General features: G+C 70.9%; 19 protein-coding genes. 14 read left to right on the forward strand and 5 right to left on the reverse strand.

Annotation, left to right across the window (positions count from 1 at the left end; translation table 11 throughout):
* Nucleotides 1–34: 34 nt before the first annotated feature.
* From AB0I38_RS28345 to AB0I38_RS28360, 4 genes are read right to left on the reverse strand one after another with little or no spacing between them, the layout of a single operon-like run.
* Nucleotides 35–1,930, reverse strand: a complete 1,896-nt coding sequence (locus tag AB0I38_RS28345; protein ID WP_358480418.1) for a glycoside hydrolase family 127 protein — start codon at nucleotides 1,928–1,930, stop codon at nucleotides 35–37.
* A complete protein-coding gene (locus AB0I38_RS28350) occupies nucleotides 1,923–2,687 on the reverse strand; it encodes a carbohydrate ABC transporter permease (protein WP_358480424.1) in 765 nt (254 codons plus the stop codon). The genes AB0I38_RS28345 and AB0I38_RS28350 overlap by 8 nt, the downstream gene beginning before the upstream one ends.
* Nucleotides 2,684–3,598, reverse strand: a complete 915-nt coding sequence (locus tag AB0I38_RS28355; protein WP_358480435.1) for a carbohydrate ABC transporter permease — start codon at nucleotides 3,596–3,598, stop codon at nucleotides 2,684–2,686. The genes AB0I38_RS28350 and AB0I38_RS28355 overlap by 4 nt, the downstream gene beginning before the upstream one ends.
* Complete coding sequence (locus AB0I38_RS28360) at nucleotides 3,595–4,854, reverse strand: ABC transporter substrate-binding protein (protein WP_358480454.1); 1,260 nt, start codon at nucleotides 4,852–4,854, stop codon at nucleotides 3,595–3,597. The genes AB0I38_RS28355 and AB0I38_RS28360 overlap by 4 nt, the downstream gene beginning before the upstream one ends.
* A gap of 126 nt (nucleotides 4,855–4,980) precedes the next feature.
* Between AB0I38_RS28360 and AB0I38_RS28365 the strand changes: the two genes are divergently transcribed.
* The 13 genes from AB0I38_RS28365 (at nucleotide 4,981) to AB0I38_RS28425 (ending at nucleotide 20,714) form a co-directional block, all read left to right on the forward strand.
* On the forward strand, nucleotides 4,981–5,985 hold the full coding sequence (locus tag AB0I38_RS28365; RefSeq protein WP_358480490.1) for a LacI family DNA-binding transcriptional regulator: 1,005 nt from the start codon (nucleotides 4,981–4,983) through the stop codon (nucleotides 5,983–5,985).
* A gap of 239 nt (nucleotides 5,986–6,224) precedes the next feature.
* Entirely contained in the window at nucleotides 6,225–7,208 is a 984-nt protein-coding gene (locus AB0I38_RS28370) for a LacI family DNA-binding transcriptional regulator (RefSeq protein ID WP_358481697.1), read from the forward strand.
* A gap of 69 nt (nucleotides 7,209–7,277) precedes the next feature.
* Nucleotides 7,278–8,264: an ABC transporter substrate-binding protein gene (locus AB0I38_RS28375; RefSeq protein WP_358480504.1), complete on the forward strand. Its 987-nt coding sequence runs from the start codon at nucleotides 7,278–7,280 to the stop codon at nucleotides 8,262–8,264.
* 94 nt (nucleotides 8,265–8,358) lie between these two features.
* The gene (locus AB0I38_RS28380) at nucleotides 8,359–9,867 is read left to right on the forward strand and encodes a sugar ABC transporter ATP-binding protein (RefSeq protein ID WP_358480524.1); all 1,509 of its coding nucleotides are present in this window, start codon (nucleotides 8,359–8,361) and stop codon (nucleotides 9,865–9,867) included.
* Nucleotides 9,864–10,877, forward strand: coding sequence for an ABC transporter permease (locus AB0I38_RS28385; protein WP_358480543.1), 1,014 nt, complete (start codon nucleotides 9,864–9,866; stop codon nucleotides 10,875–10,877). Before AB0I38_RS28380 ends, AB0I38_RS28385 begins: the two co-directional genes overlap by 4 nt.
* The gene (gene yjfF / locus AB0I38_RS28390; protein WP_358480567.1) at nucleotides 10,874–11,866 is read left to right on the forward strand and encodes a galactofuranose ABC transporter, permease protein YjfF; all 993 of its coding nucleotides are present in this window, start codon (nucleotides 10,874–10,876) and stop codon (nucleotides 11,864–11,866) included. Before AB0I38_RS28385 ends, yjfF begins: the two co-directional genes overlap by 4 nt.
* Nucleotides 11,867–11,930: 64 nt before the next feature.
* A complete protein-coding gene (araB, locus tag AB0I38_RS28395; protein ID WP_436838789.1) occupies nucleotides 11,931–13,592 on the forward strand; it encodes a ribulokinase in 1,662 nt (553 codons plus the stop codon).
* The gene (locus AB0I38_RS28400; protein ID WP_358480589.1) at nucleotides 13,589–14,251 is read left to right on the forward strand and encodes an L-ribulose-5-phosphate 4-epimerase; all 663 of its coding nucleotides are present in this window, start codon (nucleotides 13,589–13,591) and stop codon (nucleotides 14,249–14,251) included. The genes araB and AB0I38_RS28400 overlap by 4 nt, the downstream gene beginning before the upstream one ends.
* On the forward strand, nucleotides 14,248–15,702 hold the full coding sequence (gene araA, locus AB0I38_RS28405) for an L-arabinose isomerase (protein WP_358480596.1): 1,455 nt from the start codon (nucleotides 14,248–14,250) through the stop codon (nucleotides 15,700–15,702). The genes AB0I38_RS28400 and araA overlap by 4 nt, the downstream gene beginning before the upstream one ends.
* 235 nt (nucleotides 15,703–15,937) lie before the next feature.
* Nucleotides 15,938–17,140: an FAD-binding protein gene (locus AB0I38_RS28410; RefSeq protein ID WP_436838790.1), complete on the forward strand. Its 1,203-nt coding sequence runs from the start codon at nucleotides 15,938–15,940 to the stop codon at nucleotides 17,138–17,140.
* A 25-nt stretch (nucleotides 17,141–17,165) separates the two neighbouring features.
* The gene (locus AB0I38_RS28415; protein WP_358480633.1) at nucleotides 17,166–17,567 is read left to right on the forward strand and encodes a DUF3224 domain-containing protein; all 402 of its coding nucleotides are present in this window, start codon (nucleotides 17,166–17,168) and stop codon (nucleotides 17,565–17,567) included.
* Nucleotides 17,568–17,578: 11 nt separating this feature from the next.
* Nucleotides 17,579–19,114: an FAD-binding oxidoreductase gene (locus AB0I38_RS28420; protein ID WP_358480642.1), complete on the forward strand. Its 1,536-nt coding sequence runs from the start codon at nucleotides 17,579–17,581 to the stop codon at nucleotides 19,112–19,114.
* A 73-nt stretch (nucleotides 19,115–19,187) separates the two neighbouring features.
* On the forward strand, nucleotides 19,188–20,714 hold the full coding sequence (locus AB0I38_RS28425; RefSeq protein WP_358480667.1) for an acyl-CoA carboxylase subunit beta: 1,527 nt from the start codon (nucleotides 19,188–19,190) through the stop codon (nucleotides 20,712–20,714).
* 5 nt (nucleotides 20,715–20,719) lie between these two features.
* On the opposite strand, the gene AB0I38_RS28430 is transcribed toward AB0I38_RS28425, so the two are convergent.
* Complete coding sequence (locus tag AB0I38_RS28430) at nucleotides 20,720–20,866, reverse strand: hypothetical protein (RefSeq protein WP_358480684.1); 147 nt, start codon at nucleotides 20,864–20,866, stop codon at nucleotides 20,720–20,722.
* A 42-nt stretch (nucleotides 20,867–20,908) separates the two neighbouring features.
* Between AB0I38_RS28430 and AB0I38_RS28435 the strand changes: the two genes are divergently transcribed.
* On the forward strand, nucleotides 20,909–21,928 hold the full coding sequence (locus AB0I38_RS28435) for a type III polyketide synthase (RefSeq protein ID WP_358480700.1): 1,020 nt from the start codon (nucleotides 20,909–20,911) through the stop codon (nucleotides 21,926–21,928).
* Nucleotides 21,929–22,035 lie beyond the last annotated feature (107 nt).

Raw genomic sequence — 22,035 nt, forward strand, 5'->3', positions numbered from 1 at the left:
ACGGCGGCCAGGCTTTCCGGCCTGGCCGCCGCTGTCACTCCGCGACCGGTAGCCAGACGCGCATGGTGGCGGGGCCGCGGTTGCCCCACCGGTGGTACGGCACGAGCCGCAGGGTGGTGTCCGCGCCGCCCACGGGATCCGGCTCCGCCCGGTACGGCCACTCGTCCGCGTCCGGCGCGCCCAGCACGGCGGCGATCTCCACTCCCATCTCCACCCGCATCTCCACCTCGATCGGACCCTCGCCGTCCGGGACGACGGCTGCGGCGGCTGCGACGGCTGGGGGGACGGTGACGCGGGCGGCCACGTCGGCGAGCGGTGGCTCGTCGTCCACCGACTCCGCGCAGTAGACGAGCGGTCCCCGCTCCACGGCGACGCTCCCGCGCAACGCGTCGACGCGCCGGTCGGGGAACGTCCAGCGGGCCTTCATCGGCAGCTCCAGCCGGATCACGTCCCCGGCCCGCCACTCACCTTCCACCGTCGCGTACCCGGGCGCCACCGTCCGCACCGCCGAACCGCCCGAAGCACTGTCTGGCGAGCCCTCCGGCGAACCGGCCGAAGACGTGCGTGACAGGGTGGCGCCGGTCGCCCAGGGCGGGACGCGGAGCGAGACGCGCCCGCTCGCGTCCGACAGCACCCGTACGGTCACCTCGCCCGACCACGGGTAGCCGGTCTCGACCCGCAGTGCCAGCGACCCGTGCCGGATCTCGCCGGGCGTGTAGTGGTGGATCTGGATCCCGCCCGGATCGGCCGTCGCCACGTAGGCGGCGAACGAGGCCAGGGTGCGGGCGATGTTGTTCGGGCAGCAGGACACGTCGAACCAGGGAGAGCGCAGCCCGCCCTCCGCCGCGTGGTTCACCCCGTCGAGCGGCTCGGCGGGCACCCGGACGCGCAGCGGGTTGGCGTAGAAGAACGACCTGCCGTCCAGTGCCACGGCTGTGGCCAGCACGTTGTACAGGGTCCGCTCGGCCACGTCGGCGTAGCGCGCGTCGCCGGTCGCGAGCAGCAACCGGTGCGCCAGCATGATCGACGCGATGCCCGCGCAGGTCTCGGAGTAGGCGCGGTCCGGCGGCAGCTCGTAGTCCTCGCCGAACGACTCGTCGGCGTGCCGCGAGCCCATCCCGCCGGTCAGGTGGGTGCGCCGGGCGACGGTCCGCTCCCACTGCGCCTCGATCGCCTTCAGCAGCGCCTCGTCGCCGGTCTCCACGGCCACGTCCACCGCGCCGCTCGCCAGGTAGAGCGCGCGTACGGCGTGCCCGCGGAACACCTGCGCCTGCCGTACGGGCAGGTCGTCCTGGAAGTAGGCGCGGCCGAGGTGGATCTCGCCCAGCGCGGGCAGGCCGCGGCGTTCGACGAGGCGGCGGGCCATCTCCAGGTAGCGTTCGGCGCCGGTCGCCCGGTAGAGCTCGACCAGGGCCATCTCGATCTCGGGATGGCCGCAGGTCTCGTTCGTGTCCATGAAACGGCGGCAGACGTGGTCGGCGGCGCGCCTGGCCACCTCGGTCAGCCGGTCCTCGCCGTGGTTGCGCAGCCGGGCGACGCCGGCCTGGATGAGGTGGCCGTAGCAGTAGAGCTCGTGACCCCACTCCAGGTCGGAGTAGCGGTTGCCGGTCCAGCGGGTGTTGAGGTAGCCGTCGCCCTCCTGGGCCCGCGCCACGGTCTCGGCCAGCGGCGTCAGATCGGGATGGCCGGCCCAGGCCATCGCCTCCAGCAGCTTGTAGATCTCGGAGTCGCTGAACTCGCGGCCCCGGCGCGGTCGCCGGCCGCGGAAGTTGCCGATCCAGCCCTCGCGTTCCATCCACTCCTGGCAGTGGGCGATGGTGACGTCCCGGTTGAGCGTCACGCGGCCGCCCCAGAAGCCCGGGGCCAGCCGTACGTCGTCGAGACCGAGAGGGGACAGCACGCCCGATGAGGGCAGGACAGGGTTAGCCACGCAGAGCTCCCGACATGAATCCGCGCACGTAGTGGCGCTGCAAGATGACGAACAGGATGAGACAGGGCACGGCCATGACCATGACGCCGGCCTGGAGCATGCCGTAGTCGATCGCGCCGAAGGTGTGCTGGGTCATGCTGACCACGGCCACCGGCAGCGTGAACGAGGAGCCGTCGTTGAGCAGGATGAGCGGCGCGAAGAAGTCGTTCCAGGAGGCGAGGAAGGCGAACAGGCCGACCGTCACCAGCGCCGGCCGCACGGCGTGCAGCAGGATCCGGGAGAACGCGCGGAACGTGCCGCAGCCGTCGACCAGCGCCGCCTCCTCCAGTTCGCGCGGGATCGCCTCGAACGCGTTGCGCATCATGAACAGCGCGAACGGCAGCTGGAACATCACGAACACCAGCGACAGCCCGACCAGGGAGTTCTGCAGTCCGATATAGCCGAGGAGCACGTACAGCGGGATCAGGATGGTCGCGTACGGCACCATCAGGATCGCCAGCGTGGCCAGGAACAGCAGGTTCTTGCCGGGGAAGTCGAACCTGGCGAAGGCGTAGCCGCCGAGCGCCGACACGACGAGCGTGCCGCCCACCGTCATGCCCGACACCAGCACGCTGTTGGTGGCGTAGGTGCCGACGCCCTCGCCGAAGCTCGCCATCCGCAGGTAGTCGGCGGGCTCCTCCAGCGATGCCCACCCGCTCCACAGCAGCGGGAACAGGAAGAGCACGGCGAGCGCCGAGATCGTGGTGTAGTACCTCACCGAAGCCTCCGCATCATCAGGGCGTTCAGTCCGACCAGCCCGGCCAGCAGCACGACCGACAGCGCGGCGGCGCCGCCGAGGTCGAAGCGGAAGAACGCGTCGCGGTAGACGACCATGACCATGGAGACGGTGCTGTTGTCCGGGCCGCCGTTGGTGAAGATGAAGAACTGGTCGAAGGCCAGCAGCGAGCCGGTGACGCTGAGGACCAGCATCAGCGCGATCGTCGGGCGCAGCAGCGGCAGGGTGATCTTGGTGAAGATCTGCCACCGGTTCGCCCCGTCGCTCCTGGCGGCCTCGTACACCTCGACCGGGATCGACTGCAGCCCCGTCAGCAGGATCAGCATGTTGAACCCGGCGAAGCGCCACAGCACCAGCCCGATCGTGGAGAACAGCGCCATGGTGGGCGTGCCGATCCACTTGACCGGCTCGTCGATGATCCCGAGGGCCCGCAGCATCGGGTCGACGGGGCCGAAGTCGTTGTTGAGCATGCCGTAGAAGAGCAGCGCCGCCGCGGCGAAGCCGACCGCGCCCGGCAGGAAGAACGCGGTGCGGAAGAAGCCGACGCCCGGCCTGCGCTCCTGGACGAGCAGCGCCAGGCCGAGCGCCACCGCCGACAGCAGGACGGTGGTGATGGCGGTGTACTTCAGCGTGAACAGCACCGCGTCCATGAAGAGCGGGTTGTCGCCGATCTTCAGGTAGTTGCCGGGGGCGTTGAAGGCGGCCGGGCCGAGCAGCGGCCAGCGGTTCAGCGACATCCAGACGACCAGCACCAGCGGTGTCAGGAAGAGCACGGCCACGATGACGGCGGTCGGCGCGGCGTACAGCCAGCCCTGGATCCTCCGGCTCCGCCAGCCGGCGGGCGACGCCTGGTGCGCCGTCCGCCGCCCGGACCGGGTGACCGTCAGCGTCATTGCCGCAGGGACTTCGTGACCTCGGCGTTCAGAGCGGGCACCTTCGAGGCGTCGCCGAACACCGCCTCACGGGCCAGCCGCAGCCACGGGCCCTGCGGGTCGTTGAAGGTCTGGCCGAAGCGCAGCGCGTACGGGGTCTCGCCCTTGGCGACCAGTGAGTTGATCAGCACCACACGCGGGTCCTCGGCGGAGTACTTGTTGCTCGCCAGGTCGGTACGGGCCAGCACGTCCTTGTTCTTGGCCATGACCTCGACCTGCGCGTCGTCGGACACGGTCCAGGACAGGAACTCCCAGGCCGCGTCGGCGTTCCCGGTGGTGGAGGCGATGCCGATCGAGTCGCCGCCCACGAACGTCGACTCGCCGCCGCCCGGCCCGGCGATCGGCGCGACCCCGATCTTCATGTCCGGCGGCATCTGGCCGAGCGTGGTCGACGGCATCGGCATGACGCCGATCTCGCCCTTGGGGAAGAACCCGGTCCAGGTCGGGCCCTGCTCCTCCTTGGCCGTCGGCCCGGTGGCCTTCTTCTCGTACAGGTCGCGCCAGATCGCGAACACGTCGGTCATCGCGGCCTGGTCGCCCAGCGAGGTCGTGCCCTCGGTGTTCATGACCTGGCCGCCGGCGGCCCATACGGAGGGCCAGAAGGTGAAGACGTAGCAGCCGCCGCAGTTGCCGCCGAAGAACGTGCCGTGCACCTTGCCGTCCTTGCCGAGCTTCTCCTGGACGGTGGTGGCCTGCTCGGCGAACTCCTTCAGTGTCGTGGGGCCCTTCTCGGGGTCCAGCCCGGCCTTGGCGTAGAGGTCCTTGTTCCAGAACCAGACCGACAGGTCGAGCGTGTGGGGCAGGGTGTACTGCCTGCCGTCCAGCGTGCCCAGCTTCATGTGCGAGGGCGCCAGCCCCTGCTTGTACGGCAGGGCGGCGATGCGGTCGGTGACGTCCAGGAACAGTCCCTGGGAGGTGTAGTTGGGGACGAAGATCACGTCGGCGGCGAACACGTCCGGCAGTTGCTTGGCGCCGGCCGCCGAGGCGATGCGGGGCTGGTAGTTGTCCGTCGGGATGACGGTGAGCTTCACCTGGTTCTTGTGGCTGCTGTTGTAGGCCTTCACCAGCCGTTCGCTCTGGGCCTGTGTCGCCGCGCGGGTCCACATGGTGATGGTGACCGGGCCGTCGGCGGGCTGCTGGGCGCCGCCACCGTTGCCGCAGGCCGTTGTGAACGTTAACACTCCGAGGATGGCGATCCCGGCCAGCCGTCGTCTCATGGTGTCTCCTTCGGGGGACCCCCGGAAACTAAAAGGTTTTCGGAAACGTAAGAGAAACACTTGGGCCTGTCAATGGGTGTTATGGTTTCGCCTTGGATAACGGGTGATGGAAAAGGGTTTCGAAACATGGCGGGTAGGCGCGCGACCATCAACGACGTGGCCTCCCTGGCCGGGGTGTCGATCGCCACGGCGTCCAAGGCGCTCAACGGGCGGCAGGACGTACGCGACTCGACCCGGCAGCGGGTGCTCGCCGCCGCCGAGCAGCTCGCCTTCCAGCCCAACGCGCTGGCCAGGGGGCTGTTGTCCGGGCAGACGCGCACGGTCGGGTTGCTCACCTCCGACAGCGTGGGCAGGTTCGGCATCCCGGTGCTGCTGGGGGCCGAGGACGCGTTCGGCGCGGGGGAGATGGCGGTGCTGCTGTGCGACGCGCGCGGCGACGCCATCAGGGAGCAGCACCACCTGCGGGCGCTGCTGTCGCGCCGGGTGGACGGGCTGATCGTGGTGGGCGAGAGCACCGACCCGCGCCCCTCGGTGAGCAGGGACCTGCCGGTGCCCGTGGTCTACGCCTACGGGCCGTCCGACGATCCCGGCGACGTCTCGTTCGTGCCCGACGACGTGGGCGGGGCGGCGACGGCCGTACACCATCTGCTGGCCCTCGGGCGGCGCCGGATCGCTCACGTCACCGGGCCCGAGGACTACAAGGCGTCCCGCGACCGGGCCGAGGGGCTGCGGGAGGCGCTGGCGGCGGCGGATTTGCCGCAGGCCGGTGAGACGCTGTGGGGCGGGTGGTCGCAGCGGTGGGGGCGGCACGCCGCCGAGATGCTGCTGATGGCGCAGCCCGACGTGGACGCGGTGTTCTGCGGCAGCGACCAGATCGCGGCCGGGTTCGTCGAGGCCGCGCGCGAGCGGGGGCGGCGGGTGCCCGACGACCTCGCGGTGGTCGGCTACGACAACTGGGAGGTGCTGTCCACCGAGACGCGCCCCGCGCTGACGACCGTGGACATGAACCTCGAACGGCTCGGCCGGACCGCCGCCCAGCACCTGTTCGCCGCCATCGACGGCAGGGCGACGCCCGGCGTCCACCGGATGCCCTGCCGGCTGGTCATCCGCGACTCCACCGCCCCGGCGTGACCTGCGCCGTTCCGCGGACCGCCGGCGCCTAGGCGCGGCTTCCGGCGGGTCCTGATCCAGGAGATGATCAACGCCCTGCTGGGCCGGTGAGGCCGGTCCCATCGCGACAGCCGGCCGCGCGCGTGACTGGACCGTAATCGGGCCGCCCCTTGACGAGACCCGTTGTTAACGTTCACAGTCTTGCCAGAGCCAAGAAAGGAGCGCCTGTGGGATCGAGCCGGGACCATCGCCCGCCCGTGATGGCCGACGTGGCCAAAGAGGCCGGCGTGTCCCACCAGACGGTCTCCCGGGTGCTCAACGAGCATCCCAACGTACGCGGCGAGACCCGCGCCAGGGTGCTGAAGGCGATCGACAAGCTCGGCTACCGCCGCAACCTGGTCGCCCGCGCGCTCGTCACCAAGCACTCCAGGACCCTCGGCGTCGTCAGCTTCGACACCACCCTGTACGGCCCGGCCAGCACGGTCTACGGCATCGAGCGGGCGGCCAGGGCGGCGGGCTACTTCGTCAGCATCGTCAGCCTGAAGTCCATCGACCGCTCCGGCGTCCGCGACGCCCTCGACTACCTGGCCGACCAGGGCGTCGACGGCATCGTGGTGGTCGCGCCGCAGCGCTCGGCCGCCGAGGCGCTGGCCGACCTGCCGGTCGGCGTGCCCACGGTCGCGGTCGAGGGCGGTGAGGCGGGCGACGTGTCCGTGGTCTGCGTGGACCAGGTGGAGGGTGGCCGGATCGCCACCCAGCACCTGCTGTCCCTGGGACACGAGACGGTGTGGCACGTCCGCGGGCCGTCCGACTGGCTGGAGGCGGAGGGACGCGTGGCCGGCTGGCGGGCCGCGCTGGCGCTGGCGGGCCGCGAGGCCCCGGAACCGCTCGCCGGAGACTGGAGTCCCCGCTCGGGTTACGAGGCGGGGCGCAGCCTGGCGAGCATGAGGGACGTCACCGCGGTCTTCGTCGCCAACGACCAGATGGCGCTCGGAGTGCTGCGGGCGTTCACCGAGCGGGAGGTGAGGGTGCCCGGCCAGGTGAGCGTCGTCGGTTTCGACGACATTCCGGAGTCGGAGTTCTTCTCGCCGCCGCTCACGACCATCAGGCAGGACTTCGGCGCCGTGGGCAGGCACAGCATCGAGGTCCTGCTCCGGCAGATCGAGGGGCGAAGCCCGCCGGCGCACGAGCGTCTGGTGGTCCCGCCCTCGTTCGTCTTCCGGGCCAGTACGGCCCGGCCCTAGCCGGGCACGGCAGCGGGGATGCCGGCACGGCGCTTGTGTTAGCGCTCACATGAGGAAGGAACCCCCCACGTGTTGAACAGGATCTCGACGCTGGTGCTCGCCGGGCTCACCGCTCTGGCGATGGCCGGTTGCGGTAGTGGCAGCGGCACCGACAGCGCCGGTACGAGCGGCGGCGACGACTCGATCACCATGGGCTTCTCGCAGGTCGGTGCGGAGAGCGGCTGGCGGACCGCCAACACCAAGTCCGTGCAGGAGGCGGCCAAGGAGGCCGGGATCACGCTGAAGTTCTCCGACGCCCAGCAGAAGCAGGAGAACCAGATCAAGGCGATCCGCTCGTACATCCAGCAGAAGGTGGACGTCATCGCCTTCTCGCCGGTCGTGGAGTCGGGCTGGGAACCCGTGCTCAAGGAGGCCCAGAACGCGAAGATCCCGGTCATCCTCACCGACCGGGCCGTGGACTCCAAGGACACCACCCTCTACAAGACCTTCCTCGGCTCCGACTTCGTCGAGGAGGGCCGCAAGGCGGGGCAGTGGCTGGTGGAGGAGTACAAGTCGGGCACCGACCCGGTGAACATCGTCGAGCTGCAGGGCACCACCGGCTCGGCGCCGGCCAACGACCGCAAGGCCGGCTTCCAGGAGGTCATCGGCGGCGAGACCAAGTTCAAGATCATCGCCTCGCAGACCGGCGACTTCACCAGGGCCAAGGGCAAGGAGGTCATGGAGGCCTTCCTGAAGTCCAACCCCGACATCGACGTCCTCTACGCGCACAACGACGACATGGGCCTGGGCGCGATCGAGGCCATCGAGGGCGCGGGCAAGGTGCCCGGCAAGGACATCAAGATCATCACGGTCGACGCCGTCAAGGACGGGATGCAGGCGCTCGCCGACGGGAAGATCAACTACATCGTCGAGTGCTCCCCGCTGCTCGGCCCGCAGCTCATGGACCTGGCCAAGAAGGTCGTCAAGAATGAGGCCATCCCCGCCCGCGTGGTGACGGAGGAGACGACGTTCACGCAGGAGCAGGCCAAGACCGCGCTGCCCGACCGCAAGTACTGACCGTTGACCGGGCCGGTCCTCAGGGGCCGGCCCGGTCCCGCGCGAGCGGCCCTGCCCGGACGGGGCGGGCCGTCGACAGAGAGGGGCCGTCGAGATGGCCGCACTCGCGCCGATCCTGCGGATGACCGGGATCGGCAAGCAGTTCCCCGGAGTCAAGGCGCTCGACGGCGTGGACCTGCGGCTGCTGCCGGGCGAGGTGCACGCGCTGATGGGTGAGAACGGCGCCGGCAAGTCCACCCTGATCAAGGTGCTGACCGGCGTCCATCCCATCGATGAGGGCGAGATCGAGCTGGCCGGCCGGGCCGTGGCCTTCGGCAGCCCACTGGAGGCCCAGGCGGCCGGGGTCAGCACGGTCTACCAGGAGGTCAACCTCTGCGCCAACCTGTCGGTGGCCGAGAACATCTTCATCGGCCGCGAGCCTCGCCGGTGGGGCCGCATCGACTGGCGCCGGATGCGGGTCCGGGCCGTCGACCTGCTCGACCGGCTGGAGCTCGATCTCGACGTCTCGGCGCCGCTCTCCACCTACTCCCTGGCCATCCAGCAGATGGTCGCCATCGCCCGCGCGATCGACATCGAGGCCCGGGTGCTGATCCTCGACGAGCCGACGTCGAGCCTCGACGCGGGCGAGGTCGAGCAGTTGTTCCGGGTGATGCGGAACCTCAAGGAGCAGGGCATCGCGATCCTCTTCGTCTCCCACTTTCTCGACCAGATCTACGAAATTTCGGACCGTATGACGATCCTTCGTAACGGGCGACTCGTCGGCGAATACCTCACCCGCGAGCTCAGCCAGGTCGAACTGGTCGCCAAGATGATCGGCCAGGAGCTGGCCGACCTGGAGAAGCTGCACGGCGAGGCCAAGGTGTTCGACCGGCCGCTGGTCGAGGCGCGCGGGCTGGGCCGCACCGGAGCCGTCGAGCCGTTCACGCTCACCGTCCACGAGGGCGAGGTCGTGGGCCTGGCCGGGCTGCTCGGCTCCGGCCGTACGGAGATCGCGCGGTTGCTGTTCGGGGCCGACCACGCGAGCTCCGGGGAGATCGCGGTCGGCGGCGCGCCCGTGTCGCTGCGCACGCCGCGCGCCGCGATGACCCACCGGATCGCGTTCTGCTCCGAGAACCGCAAGTCCGACGGACTGATCCCCGACCTCACGGTCCGGGAGAACATCATCCTGGCCCTGCAGGCCACTCGAGGCTGGACCAGGCCGGTCCCGCGCGAGCAGCAGGACGAGCTGGTCGGCCGCTACATCAAGGCGCTGAAGATCAACCCGGCCAACCCCGAGCACCTGGTACGCGACCTCAGCGGCGGCAACCAGCAGAAGGTCGTGCTGGCCAGGTGGCTCATCCTGGAGCCCCGGCTGCTCATCCTCGACGAGCCGACCCGGGGCATCGACGTCGGCGCCAAGGCCGAGATCCAGCGCCTGGTCGCGCGGCTGTCCGACGGCGGGATGGCGGTGCTGTTCATCTCCGCCGAGCTGGAGGAGGTGCTGCGGCTCAGCCACCGCGTCGGCGTGCTGCGCGACCGCAGGCTGGTGGCCCAGTTACCCAACGACGAGGCCCTGACCAACGACGTACTGCTGGAGACCATCGCGAGCGGAGGACCGGCATGAGAAGGCTGCTGTGGCCGCTGGTCGTCCTGGCCCTGCTCCTGGTCGTGAACGTGATCTTCACCCCCACCTTCTTCTCCATCCAGATGCGCGAGGGCCATCTGTACGGCAGCCTGATCGACATCCTGCGGTTCGGTGCCCCGCTGATCCTGGTGTCGCTCGGGATGACGCTGGTCATCGCGACCGGCGGCATCGACCTGTCGGTGGGCTCCGTGGTGGCGATCTCCGGCGCGCTGGCCTGCCTGCAGATCAGCCAGGACGCGGGCATCCTCACCGCCGTCGTGCTGGCGCTCGGCCTGTCGGTGCTGCTCGGGGCGTGGAACGGGTTCCTCGTCGCGGCGGTCGGCATCCAGCCGATCATCGCCACGCTGATCCTGATGGTCGCCGGACGGGGCCTGGCGCAGCTGATCACCGACGGCCAGATCATCACCGTCAACGACCCGGCCTACAAGCTCATCGGCGGCGGCTACTGGCTGACCGTGCCGTTCGGCATCCTGCTGGTGCTCGCCGTGCTGGCGGTCACCGCGTTCCTCACCCGCAGGCTGGCCCTCGGCATGCTGATCGAGTCGGTCGGCGGCAACGCCGAGGCGAGCAGGCTGGCGGGCATTCGCTCGCGCGGGATCGTCATCATGGTCTACGCCTTCGCCGCCCTCTGCGCGGGCATCGCCGGGCTCATGTTCAGCTCGAACGTCTCCAGCGCCGACGGCAACAACGCCGGGCTCTGGATCGAGCTGGACGCGATCCTGGCAGTGGTGATCGGCGGCACCTCGCTGGCCGGCGGGCGGTTCTCACTCGGCGGCACCGTGCTCGGCGCGCTGATCATCCAGACGCTGACCACGACGATCTACTCGGTGGGCGTGCCACCGGAGACGACGCTGCTGTTCAAGGCGCTCGTGGTGACCGCGGTCTGCCTCATTCAGTCCCCGGCCTTCCGCGACAAGGTGTTCCGCCGCCGCGGCCGGCCGCCCACGCCGCGACCGGCGGCCGAGGAGAAGATGCGGGTGACGGCATGACCACACGGACCCTCACTCACGGCCCGCGGCTCGCCGTCCCGGCCAAGTACGTGCCCATCCTGGTGACGGCCTGCCTGTTCGCGGCGATGTTCGTGGCGGGCGGTGTCCGCTACGAGGGGTTCGCCAGCGGGCAGGTGATCCTCAACGTCTTCATCGACAACGCCTTCCTGCTGGTCGTCGCGGTCGGCATGACGTTCGTGATCCTCACCGGCGGCATCGACCTGTCGGTGGGCTCGGTGGTCGCGCTGTCCACGATGATCTCGGCCAGCCTGATGGCCGGGCCGGGCTGGCCGCCGTACCTGGTGATCCCGCTGGTGCTGCTCATCGGGTCGGCCCTGGGGCTGGTGATGGGCTACATCGTGCACGCCTTCGACATCCAGCCGTTCATCGTGACCCTGGCCGGGATGTTCCTGGCGCGGGGGCTCTGCTACACGATCGGCACCGATTCGATCCCGATCGAGGACCCGACCTTCACCGCGTTCGCGCAGACCAGGATCGACCTGTTCGCCGACCTGTGGATCTCGCCGAGCGTGCTGATCGCGGCGGTCGTCGTGCTGGGGGCGGCGTACGTGCTGCACTACACGCGGCTGGGCCGCGGTGTCTACGCGACGGGCGGCAGCGAGCAGTCGGCGCTGCTGATGGGCCTGCCGGTGGGCCGGACGAAGATCACGGTGTACGCGATCAGCGGGTTCTGCTCGGCGCTCGGCGGGGTGCTGCTGTCGTTCTACATGCTCTCGGGCTACGGGTTGCACGCCGTGGGCATGGAGCTCGACGCGATCGCGGCGGTCGTCATCGGCGGCACGCTGCTGACCGGTGGCTCCGGCTTCCTGTTCGGCACCGTGCTCGGGGTGCTCGTGCTGGGGCTGATCCAGACGATCATCAGTTTCGAGGGCACGCTCAGCTCCTGGTGGACCAAGATCTTCATCGGCCTGCTGTTGTTCGTCTTCATCCTGTTGCAGCGCCTGTTCTCGGCGCGGCGCCGTACCTGATCTTCCGTACGGCGGAGCCGTACCAAGTCTGGGAGAGTGTGTGAACGCTAACACGGACAGTTATGTGATCGGCGTCGACTTCGGGACGCTGTCGGGGCGGGCCGTCGTGATCCGCGTCTCCGACGGCGCCGAGGCCGGCACGGCGGTGCACGAGTTCGCCCATCGCGTGATCGAGGACCGGCTGCCCGGCGGCGGGGCGCGGCTCGGCCCCGACTGGGCGCTGCAGTCGCCGCACGACTGGCTCGACGTGCTGCGCACCGCCGTGCCGGAGGCGGTGGCGGCGGCCGGGATCGATCCGGCCCGCGTGATCGGGATCGGCACCGACTTCACCGCGTGCACCGTGCTGCCGGCCAGGGCCGACGGCACGCCGCTCTGCTACGAGACGCCCGAGCGGCCGCACGCCTGGCCGAAGCTGTGGAAGCACCACGCGGCGCAGGCGCACGCCGACCGGATCAACGCGCTGGCGGCCGAGCGGCGTGAGCCCTGGCTGGCCAGGTACGGCGGGAAGATCTCCGCGGAGTGGGAGTTCGCCAAGGGGCTGCAGGTGCTGGAGGAGGACCCCGAGGTCTACGCCAGGGCGGAGCGGTGGATCGAGGCCGCCGACTGGATCATCTGGCAGCTCACCGGGGTGGAGAGCCGCAACGTCTGCACCGCGGGATACAAAGGGATTTTTCAGGATGGGGCCTATCCGTCGGCCGACTTCCTCGCCGGACTGAATCCCGATTTTTCGGGATTCATCGACAAATTGGGGCATGAGCTGTCTCCGCTGGGCGGTCTGGCCGGGCGGCTGACCGCCGAAGCCGCCGGATGGACCAAGCTGCCCGAGGGCATCGCGGTCGCCGTCGGCAACGTCGACGCGCACGTCACCTCGGCCGCCGCCGACGCGGTCCGGCCCGGCCAGATGGTCGCCATCATGGGCACCTCCACCTGTCACGTGATGTCCTCCGACCGGCTGGCCGAGGTGCCCGGCATGTGCGGCGTCGTCCGCGACGGGATCGTGCCCGGCCTGTGGGGCTACGAGGCCGGCCAGTCGGGGGTGGGCGACATCTTCGCCTGGTTCGTCGACACCTGCGTGCCCGCCACCTACACCCGCCGCGCCGAGGAACGCGGCCTGTCCGTGCACGACCTGCTCGCCGAGCTGGCCGCCGCGCAGCCGGTCGGCGCGCACGGGCTGGTCGCGCTCGACTGGCACAACGGCAACCGCTCGGTGCTGGTCGACCACGACCTGTCCGGCGTGGTCGTCGGTCAGACGCTGGCCACCCGGCCCGAGGACGTCTACCGGGCACTCGTCGAGGCCACCGCCTTCGGCGCGCGGATGATCGTCGAGACGTTCGAGGCGGCGGGGGTGCCCGTGGCGGAGTTCGTCGTGGCCGGCGGGCTGCTGAAGAACCCGTTCCTCATGCAGGTGTACGCCGACGTGCTGCGCCGCCCCCTGTCGGTGATCGGCTCCGAGCAGGGCCCTGCGCTCGGCTCGGCCGTCCACGCGGCGGTCGCCGCCGGGGCCTACGCCGACATCCAGCGGGCCGCCGCCGCCATGGGCCGGCGGAGCGAGGACGTCTACCTGCCCGACGAACGCCGGGCCGGCGTCTACGACCTGCTCTACGCCGCGTACCGCGCCCTGCACGACCACTTCGGCGACGGGCGCGTGCTGCACGCGCTGCGCGCCATCAGGAACGAGGCCCGCGGCGCCACGGCGGCCCAGGCACTGGACGGAGCCCGCTCATGAGCCCGTACGAGATGCGGAGGATCGTCAGTGATCTGCACGCCGAGCTGGTACGCAACCGGCTCGTCGCCTGGACCGCCGGGAACGTCTCCGGCCGGATCCCCGGCGCGGACCTGTTCGTGATCAAGCCCTCCGGCGTCTCCTACGACGAGCTGACCCCGGAGACCATGGTCGTCTGCGACCTCGACGGCAACCTGGTCGAGGGCGAGCACCGCCCGTCCAGCGACACCGCCGCGCACGCGTACGTCTACCGCGCCATGCCCGAGGTGGGCGGCGTCGTGCACACCCACTCGACCTACGCCTCCGCGTGGGCCGCGCGCGGCGAGGCGGTCCCGTGCGTGCTGACCGCGATGGCCGACGAGTTCGGCGGTGAGATCCCGGTCGGGCCGTTCGCGCTGATCGGCGACGACTCCATCGGCCAGGGCATCGTGGCGACGCTCAAGGGCCACCGCTCGCCGGCCGTACTGATGCGCAACCACGGCGTGTTCACGATCGGCAAGGACCCGCGCGCCGCCGTGAAGGCCGCCGTGATGTGCGAGGACGTCGCCCGCACCGTGCACGTCGCCAGGCAGCTCGGTGAGCCGCTGCCCATCGCGCGGGACGACGTCGACCGCCTGTACGACCGCTACCAGAACGTCTACGGACAGAGGAGCCCGCGTTGAACATCTGGTTTCTGACCGGCAGCCAGGGGCTGTACGGCGAGGACACGCTGCGCCAGGTCGCCGAGCAGTCGCGGCGGATCGCCGAGGCGCTGCCGGTGCCCGTGGTGTGGCGGCCCGTGCTCACCGACGCGGCCTCGATCAGGCGGATCATGCTGGAGGCGAGCGCCGACGACTCGTGCGCCGGGGTGATCGCCTGGATGCACACGTTCTCACCGGCCAAGATGTGGATCGCCGGGCTCGACGCGCTGCGCAAGCCGCTGCTGCACCTGCACACGCAGGCCAACGTGGAGCTGCCGTGGAGCACCATCGACATGGACTTCATGAACCTCAACCAGGCCGCCCACGGCGACCGCGAGTTCGGCCACATCCAGACCCGGCTCGGCGTCGCCCGCAAGACCGTCGCCGGCCACGTCAGCGACCCGTACGTGGCCGAGCGCATCCTGGCCTGGGCGCGGGCGGCCTCCGGCCTGGCCGAGGTGCGCACCCTGAAACTGGCGCGGTTCGGCGACAACATGCGCGACGTGGCCGTCACCGAGGGCGACAAGGTGGAGGCCCAGCTGCGGTTCGGCGTCTCGGTCAACACCTACGGCGTCAACGAGCTGGTCGAGGTCGTCGATGCCGCCTCCGACGCGGACGTGAACGCGCTGGTCAAGGAGTACGACGAGCGCTACCGGGTGGCCCCCGAGCTGCTCGGCGAGCGGCGCGAGTCACTGCGTTACGCGGCCCGGATCGAGCTGGGCCTGCGCCACTTCCTGGAGCGCGGCGGGTTCGGGGCGTTCACCACGAACTTCGAGGACCTCGGCGGCCTGCGGCAGCTGCCCGGCCTGGCCGTACAGCGGCTGATGGCCGACGGTTACGGCTTCGGCGGCGAGGGCGACTGGAAGACGGCGGTGCTGCTGCGCACGCTCAAGTCGATGGCACCCGGTGGCACCTCGTTCATGGAGGACTACACCTACCACCTGACGCCGGGCGAGGAGCTCATCCTCGGCGCGCACATGCTGGAGGTCTGCCCCTCGATCGCCGGCGCCGTGCCGACCTGCGAGATCCACCCGCTCAGCATCGGCGGCCGGGAGGATCCGGTGCGGCTGGTGTTCGACGCGGCGCCCGGCCCGGGGATCGTGGTGGGGCTGGCCGACCTCGGCGATCGGTTCCGGCTGGTGGCCAACGAGATCGACATCGTCAAGCCGCCCAAGCCGCTGCCCGCGCTGCCCGTGGCCCGCGCGGTCTGGCGGCCCCGTCCCGGCCTGCGTACCAGCACCGAGGCGTGGCTGACCGCCGGCGCCCCGCACCACACCGTGCTGTCCACCGCCGTCGGCACCGAGGAGCTCACCGATCTGGCCGACATGCTCGGCGTCGAACTGCTGGTCATCGACGCCGGCACCACCGTCCGGCAGTTCACCAAGGAGCTGCGCTGGAACCAGGCCTACTATCGCCTCGCCCAGGGCTTCTAGCGGTCTCTCAGCTGAGAACGTGACCTGACCTCCCAGGTGCGGCGGCGAATACGCGCGCAGGGCGCCAACTCCCAGTGCTGGGAGATGTTGGGAGTTGGCTGGGAGTTGGCCGGAGCCGGATGACACTCGGCGATCTCCCACGGCCTGGCACCGTGCTCGCGACCTCGTCCAGAACGGTTCTCCCGAATGGGCGGCTGTTCCCGTGTGCGGTTGAGGCGTAAGATCGCCGGGCGTGCTGACCAACTGGGCGGGCAACATCGCCTTCCGCGCGCGCGACGTGCACCGGCCCACCACGCTCGGCGAGCTCCAGCGGCTGGTGGCGGGCAGTCCCGCCGTCCGCGCGCTGGGCAGCGGCCACTCCTTCAACGAGATCGCCGACTCACCGGGCGAGCTGGTGGCCCTGGACCGCATGCCGCAGGCCGTGGAGATCGACAGCGCGGCCGCGCGGGTGCGGGTCGGCGCGAGCACGACGTACGCGCGGCTCGCGTCCGTCCTGCACGCGAACGGGTTCGCGCTGGCCAACCTGGCGTCGCTGCCGCACATCTCGGTCGCGGGCTCGGTCGCCACGGGCACCCACGGTTCCGGCGTCACCAACCGGAGCCTGTCGGCGGCGGTCTCCGGGCTGGAGCTCGTCACCGCCGACGGCTCGATGGCGACCCTGGAGCGCGGTGACGCCGACTTCCCCGGCGCGGTGGTCGCGCTCGGTGCGCTCGGCGTCGTCACGACGCTCACGCTCGACCTCGTGCCCGCCTTCGAGCTGCGCCAGTACGTCCGCGAGGACCTGCCGCCCGGCTACCCCTTCGAGGAGGTCATGGCGGACGGCCACAGCGTCAGCCTCTTCACCGACTGGCGCTCCACCCGCGTCTGGCTGAAGCGCCGCACGGAGCTGCCTCCCGGCGACTGGTACGGCACCCGCCCGGCCGGCGGCCCGCGTCATCCGGTGCCCGGCATGCCGGCCGGCAGCTGCACCGAGCAGCTCGGCGTGCCCGGGCCCTGGCACGAACGACTGCCGCACTTCCGGTCCGACTCGCCGCCGAGCAGCGCGGGCGACGAGCTGCAGTCGGAGTTCCTGCTGCCCAGGGAGCACGCCACCGAGGCACTGGCCGCGCTGACGGCCGTCGGCGACCGGATCCGGCCCGTCCTGCAGATCTCCGAGGTGCGCACGGTCGCGGCCGACGACCTGTGGATGAGCCCGAGCCGCGACCGTGACAGCGTGGCCGTGCACTTCACCTGGGTCAAGGACTGGGCGGCGGTGCTGCCGGTGCTCACCCTGGTCGAGGACGTCCTGGCGCCCTTCGATCCGCGACCGCACTGGGGCAAGCTCTTCACCAGGTGGCCGTCGTGCCCGGAACGCTTCCGTGAGCTGGTCAGCCGTTACGACCCGGCGGGCACGTTCGGCAACGACTTCCTGCGGCACGCCGTACCTGACACGAGCTGACAGGTATGACCGGCAGTCTGGACCCATGACAGCCAAAGGCACCTTCGACATCGCCGACTGGAACGCCCAGCCGCCCTTCGACGACCGCGACGGCATCTCGCTCGGTCAGGTCACCCTCCGCAAGACCTTCCATGGCGACCTGACCGCCACCTCGGTCGTCACCATGCTCATGGCCACGACCGAGGTGGCCGACTCGCGGTCATACGTCGCCCTGGAACGCGTCGAGGGCGCCCTCGACGGCCGTTCCGGCTCCTTCGTCGTCCAGCACAGCGCCGTCAGCGACCTCGGCGAACAGTCGCTGCGCGTCACCGTCGTCCCCGACTCCGGCACCGGCGAGCTGCGCGGACTTCGCGGCCAGATGGACATTCTCATCGCCCCCGACGGCTCCCACTCCTACACCTTGGACTACGACCTGCTCGCACCCTGACAATCGACTCCATGTCGACGAGTCATTGGGCGTGGGGTCCCGAGCCGGATCCGGATGAGTTACGGGAGATGGCGCGGCTGACGGCCGCGTACACGGGGATCGGGGATCCGGCCGCGTGGGAGGAGCCGGTGCCCTTCGAGCGGGTACGCCTCGCGCCCTCGGGCGTGCCCGTTCCCGGTGAGCTGCGGGAGTTCTGCTCGGCCGAGCCGTACGAGCGCGTGACGCGCACCTACGGGCAGGCCTACCGCGACCTGATCAGGGCCTACCGGGGCGACTTCGGCACCGCGCCCGACCTGGTGGCCAGGCCGAGGGACGAGAGCGAGGTCGAGCGGGTTCTCGGGTGGGCCTCGGCCGAAGGGGTGGCCGTCGTGCCGAGGGGCGGCGGCACCAGCGTCGTGGGCGGGGTGGAGGCGCGCTTCGACGGGCCGGCCGTCTGCCTCGACCTCGGCCGGATGCGCCGGGTGCTGGAGGTGGACGAGGTGTCGCGGGCGGCGCTGGTAGAGGCCGGGGCGCCGGGGCCGGCGATCAACGGGCAACTGCCCGGGGAGCTGCGACTGCGGTTCTTCCCGCAGTCCTATGAGTTCTCCACGCTGGGCGGGTGGATCGCGACCCGGGCGGGCGGGCACTACGCGACCCTGCACACGCACATCGACGATCTGGTCGAGGCGGTGCGGGCGATCACTCCGGCCGGGGTGTGGGAGTCGAGGCGGCTGCCCGGCTCCGGGGCCGGGCCCTCGCCGGACCGGTGGCTGCTCGGGTCCGAGGGCGCGCTCGGGGTGATCACCCGGGCCTGGGTGCGGGTGCAGGAGCGGCCCGCCTTCAAGGTGTCCGTGCCGGTGCGCTTCCTTTCCTGGGAGGCGGCGGTGGCGGCCGTGCACGATCTCGCCCAGTCGGGGTTGCATCCGTCGAACTGCCGGCTGCTCGACGCCCGCGAGGCGGCGCTGGCCTCCGGAGGGGACGGGCGGCACGCGGTGCTCATCGTGGGGTTCGAGTCGGCCGACCACCCGGTCGACGCCTGGTTGACGCGGGCTCTGGAGATCACCGGCGGGCACGGCGGCGAGGCGGGCGAGGCCGGTGGCTCGCCGGGTGGGGCGCGCGCCGACCAGGAGTGGAAGGGCACGTTCACCCGGATGCCCTATCTGCGCAACGCCTACCCGGGGCTCGGCCTGATCGCGGAGACGTTCGAGACCGCCGTCACCTGGGACCGGTTCCCGGCGCTGCACGAGGCCGTGATGGGGACGTTCGGCGAAGGGATCGCGGTGAGCTGCCGGCTGGCCTTCGCCTACCCCGACGGTCCGGCGCCCTACTACACGGTGCTGGCGCCCGCGATCCGGGGCGAGGAGGTCGCACAGTGGGACGACCTCAAGGGGCGGGTGTCGGAGGTGCTGCTGCGCCACGGCGCCACGATCACCCATCACCACGCGGTCGGCCGCGACCACCGGCCCTTCTACGACCGCCAGCGGCCCGAGCCGTTCGCGCTCGCGCTCCGGGCGGCCAAACAGGCCCTGGACCCCGCCGGGGTGCTCAATCCGGGAGTGCTGGTCTGACCCTGTCCGGGTCGTTCTCATTCATCCCGGTCTCGACTAACCTACCGACCAGCCGGTACGGATGGGAGACGCCGTGTGGGAGCCCGAACTCGCGGAACTGGAGCGCCGAAGGAAGCTGGCCGAGCGGATGGGAGGCGAGGAACGGGTCGCCCGCCAGCACGCCACCGGGCGGCTCACCATCCGCGAACGCCTCGCGGCGCTCACCGACTCCTGGACCGAGATCGGCGCCCTGACCGGCCACGCCACCGGGCCTGACGGCTTCACGCCGTCGAACGTCATCATCGGCCGGGCGACGCTCGGCGGGCGGCGGATCGTCGTGGCGGGCGACGACTTCACCGTGCGCGGCGGGGCGGCCGACGCGGCCATCCACGACAAGCAGATCCTGGCCGAGCGGATGGCGGGGGAGATGCGGGTCCCGCTGGTCCGGCTGATCGACGGCACCGGCGGCGGGGGCAGCGTCAAGCAACTGGAGGACTTCGGCCGCACGTACGTGCCGTTCAACCCCGGCTGGGACCAGGTCGTGGCCAACCTCGGGAGGGTCCCGGTGATCGCGCTCGGGCTCGGACCGGTCGCCGGGCTCGGCGCCGCCCGCCTGGTCACCTCGCACGTGTCGATCATGGTGAAGGAGCTCTCCCAGGTGTTCGTGGCCGGTCCGGCCGTGGTCGAGGCCGGGATGGGGGAGAGCGTGGGCAAGGAGGAACTCGGTGGCTGGCGGGCGACCTCGGCGGCGGGCACCGTGGACCTGGTCGCGGCCTCGGAGGAGGAGGCGTTCGCGCTGACCCGGCGGGTGCTGTCCTACCTGCCGCAGAGCGCCTGGCGGCTCCCGCCCGTCACACCGTCCGGCGACGACCCCGGCCGCGCCGAGCCGGAGCTGGCCGGAATCGTGCCCCGCGACCGCCGCCGGCCGTACGACATGCGCAGGGTCCTTGACCTGGTCTTCGACACCGGCAGCGTGCTGGAGCTCGGCCGGCGGTTCGCTCCGTCCACGATCACCGCGCTCGCCCGGCTCGACGGGCATCCGGTGGCGGTGCTGGCGAGCGACCCGCGCGTGTACGGCGGCGGCATGACGGCGCAGGGCGCGGACAAGACCGCCCGGTTCGTCGATCTGGCGGAGACCTTCCACCTGCCCGTCGTGCACCTCGTGGACCAGCCCGGTTTCGTGATCGGCACCACCGCCGAGCGGGCCGGCACGATCCGTCACGGCGCCCGTGCGCTGGCCGCCGTCTACCAGTCGACGGTGCCGTGGGCGTCGGTGCTGGTCCGCCGTGTCTTCGGGGTCGCGGGCGCCGCCCACCGGCCCCACCACAGGTACGGCCTGCGCGTCGCCTGGCCGTCGGGCGACTGGGGCTCGCTGCCGATCGAGGGCGGGCTGGAGGTGGCCTTCAAACGGATGCTGGCCGAGGCGGGTCCGGAGGCCGCGACCCTCAAGGCCGAGATCGCGGCCCGCCTGGAAGCGGTCCGGTCGCCGTTCCGCACGGCGGAGGCCTTCCTGGTGGAGGACATCATCGACCCGGCCGGCACCCGGCCGGTCCTGACCGAATGGGTCCGCGACGCCTACGCCGTCCTCGAACCGGGCCCGAGAGCCGCCACCCGTCCCTGAGCCCCCTACGTCTTCGACACCATCCGGGCGCCGCGTCCGTGCGCCTCCGGCCGGGGCAGTCCGAAGATTTCCACGACGCAGCCGAACTCGAACGGCGCCATCCCGTCGAAGGCCAGCACGGCGATCGTCGGCACGCGTTCGGGCATGAGCATGGCCGCATGTTAGCCCTCGGTTCCCTGCGGCAGAGAGAAGGCATGCACATTTCGGGGGTACAGACCGTTTTGCCCGGTCACCGCTACGCGCAGGCGGAGATCACCGAGGCGTTCTCCCAGTTGACCGCGGCCGACCGGGACCTCCTTGAACGCTTCCACGCCGCCGTCGGCGTCGAAGGCCGCAACCTGGCGCTCCCGTTGGAGGACTACGCCAAGCTCGATTCGTTCACCCGCGCGAACGAGGCGTACGTCGAGGCGGCGCTGGACCTGGGCGAACGGGCGATCAGCGGGGCGCTGGAGAAAGCGGGTCTGCCGCCGGAGAAGGTGGACCACCTGATGCTCTGCTCCACCACCGGGCTCGCCACCCCCTCGCTCGACGCCCGGCTGGCCCAGCGCGCCGGGCTGCGTGACGACGTCAAGCGGGTGCCGGTGTTCGGGCTGGGCTGCGCGGCGGGGGCGGCGGGCCTGTCCCGGCTCAACGACTACCTGCGCGGCTGGCCGGATCACGTGGCGATGCTGGTCTGCGTGGAGCTCTGCTCGCTGACCGTGCAACGCGACGACACCTCGGTCGCGAACCTCATCGCCGGGGCCCTGTTCGGGGATGGCGCGGCGGCGGTCGTGGCCACCGGGCACGGGCCGGGGCCGGAGGTCTTCGCCACGCGCGGCAGGCTCTATCCCGGCACCGAGCACCTCATGGGCTGGGAGATCGGCGAGCACGGCTTCCGCGTCGTGCTCGACGCCGGGCTCACCGACTTCGTCGAGCGGAAGGTCGGCGGTGACGTCAAGGACTTCCTCGCCGACTACGGCCTGACCCCGGACCAGGTCGCGTCCTGGATCTTCCATCCCGGCGGCCCCAAGGTGATCGACACGCTCGCCGCGGCGCTCGGCCTGCCTGACGAGGCCATGCGGCTGACCCGGCGGTCACTGCGCGAGCACGGCAACCTGTCGTCGGTGTCGGTGCTGCACGTTCTCCAGCAGACGCCTCCCCGCCCAGGCCAGCCCGCCGCGCTCCTCGCGCTCGGCCCCGGATTCTCCGCCGAGATGCTCCTGCTGCACTGGTGAACGCCTGACCTGGTGCTGATATCGGGTCGGCCGAGAGGCCCGGCAAAAAGCTCAAATCGACCAGTTTGCTGCCAAATTGCTGAAAACTGGCTAAATCAGTAAAGATC

It is taken from the genome of Nonomuraea cavernae (genome assembly GCF_040655715.1).
GTDB classification, from domain to species: domain Bacteria; phylum Actinomycetota; class Actinomycetes; order Streptosporangiales; family Streptosporangiaceae; genus Nonomuraea; species Nonomuraea cavernae_A.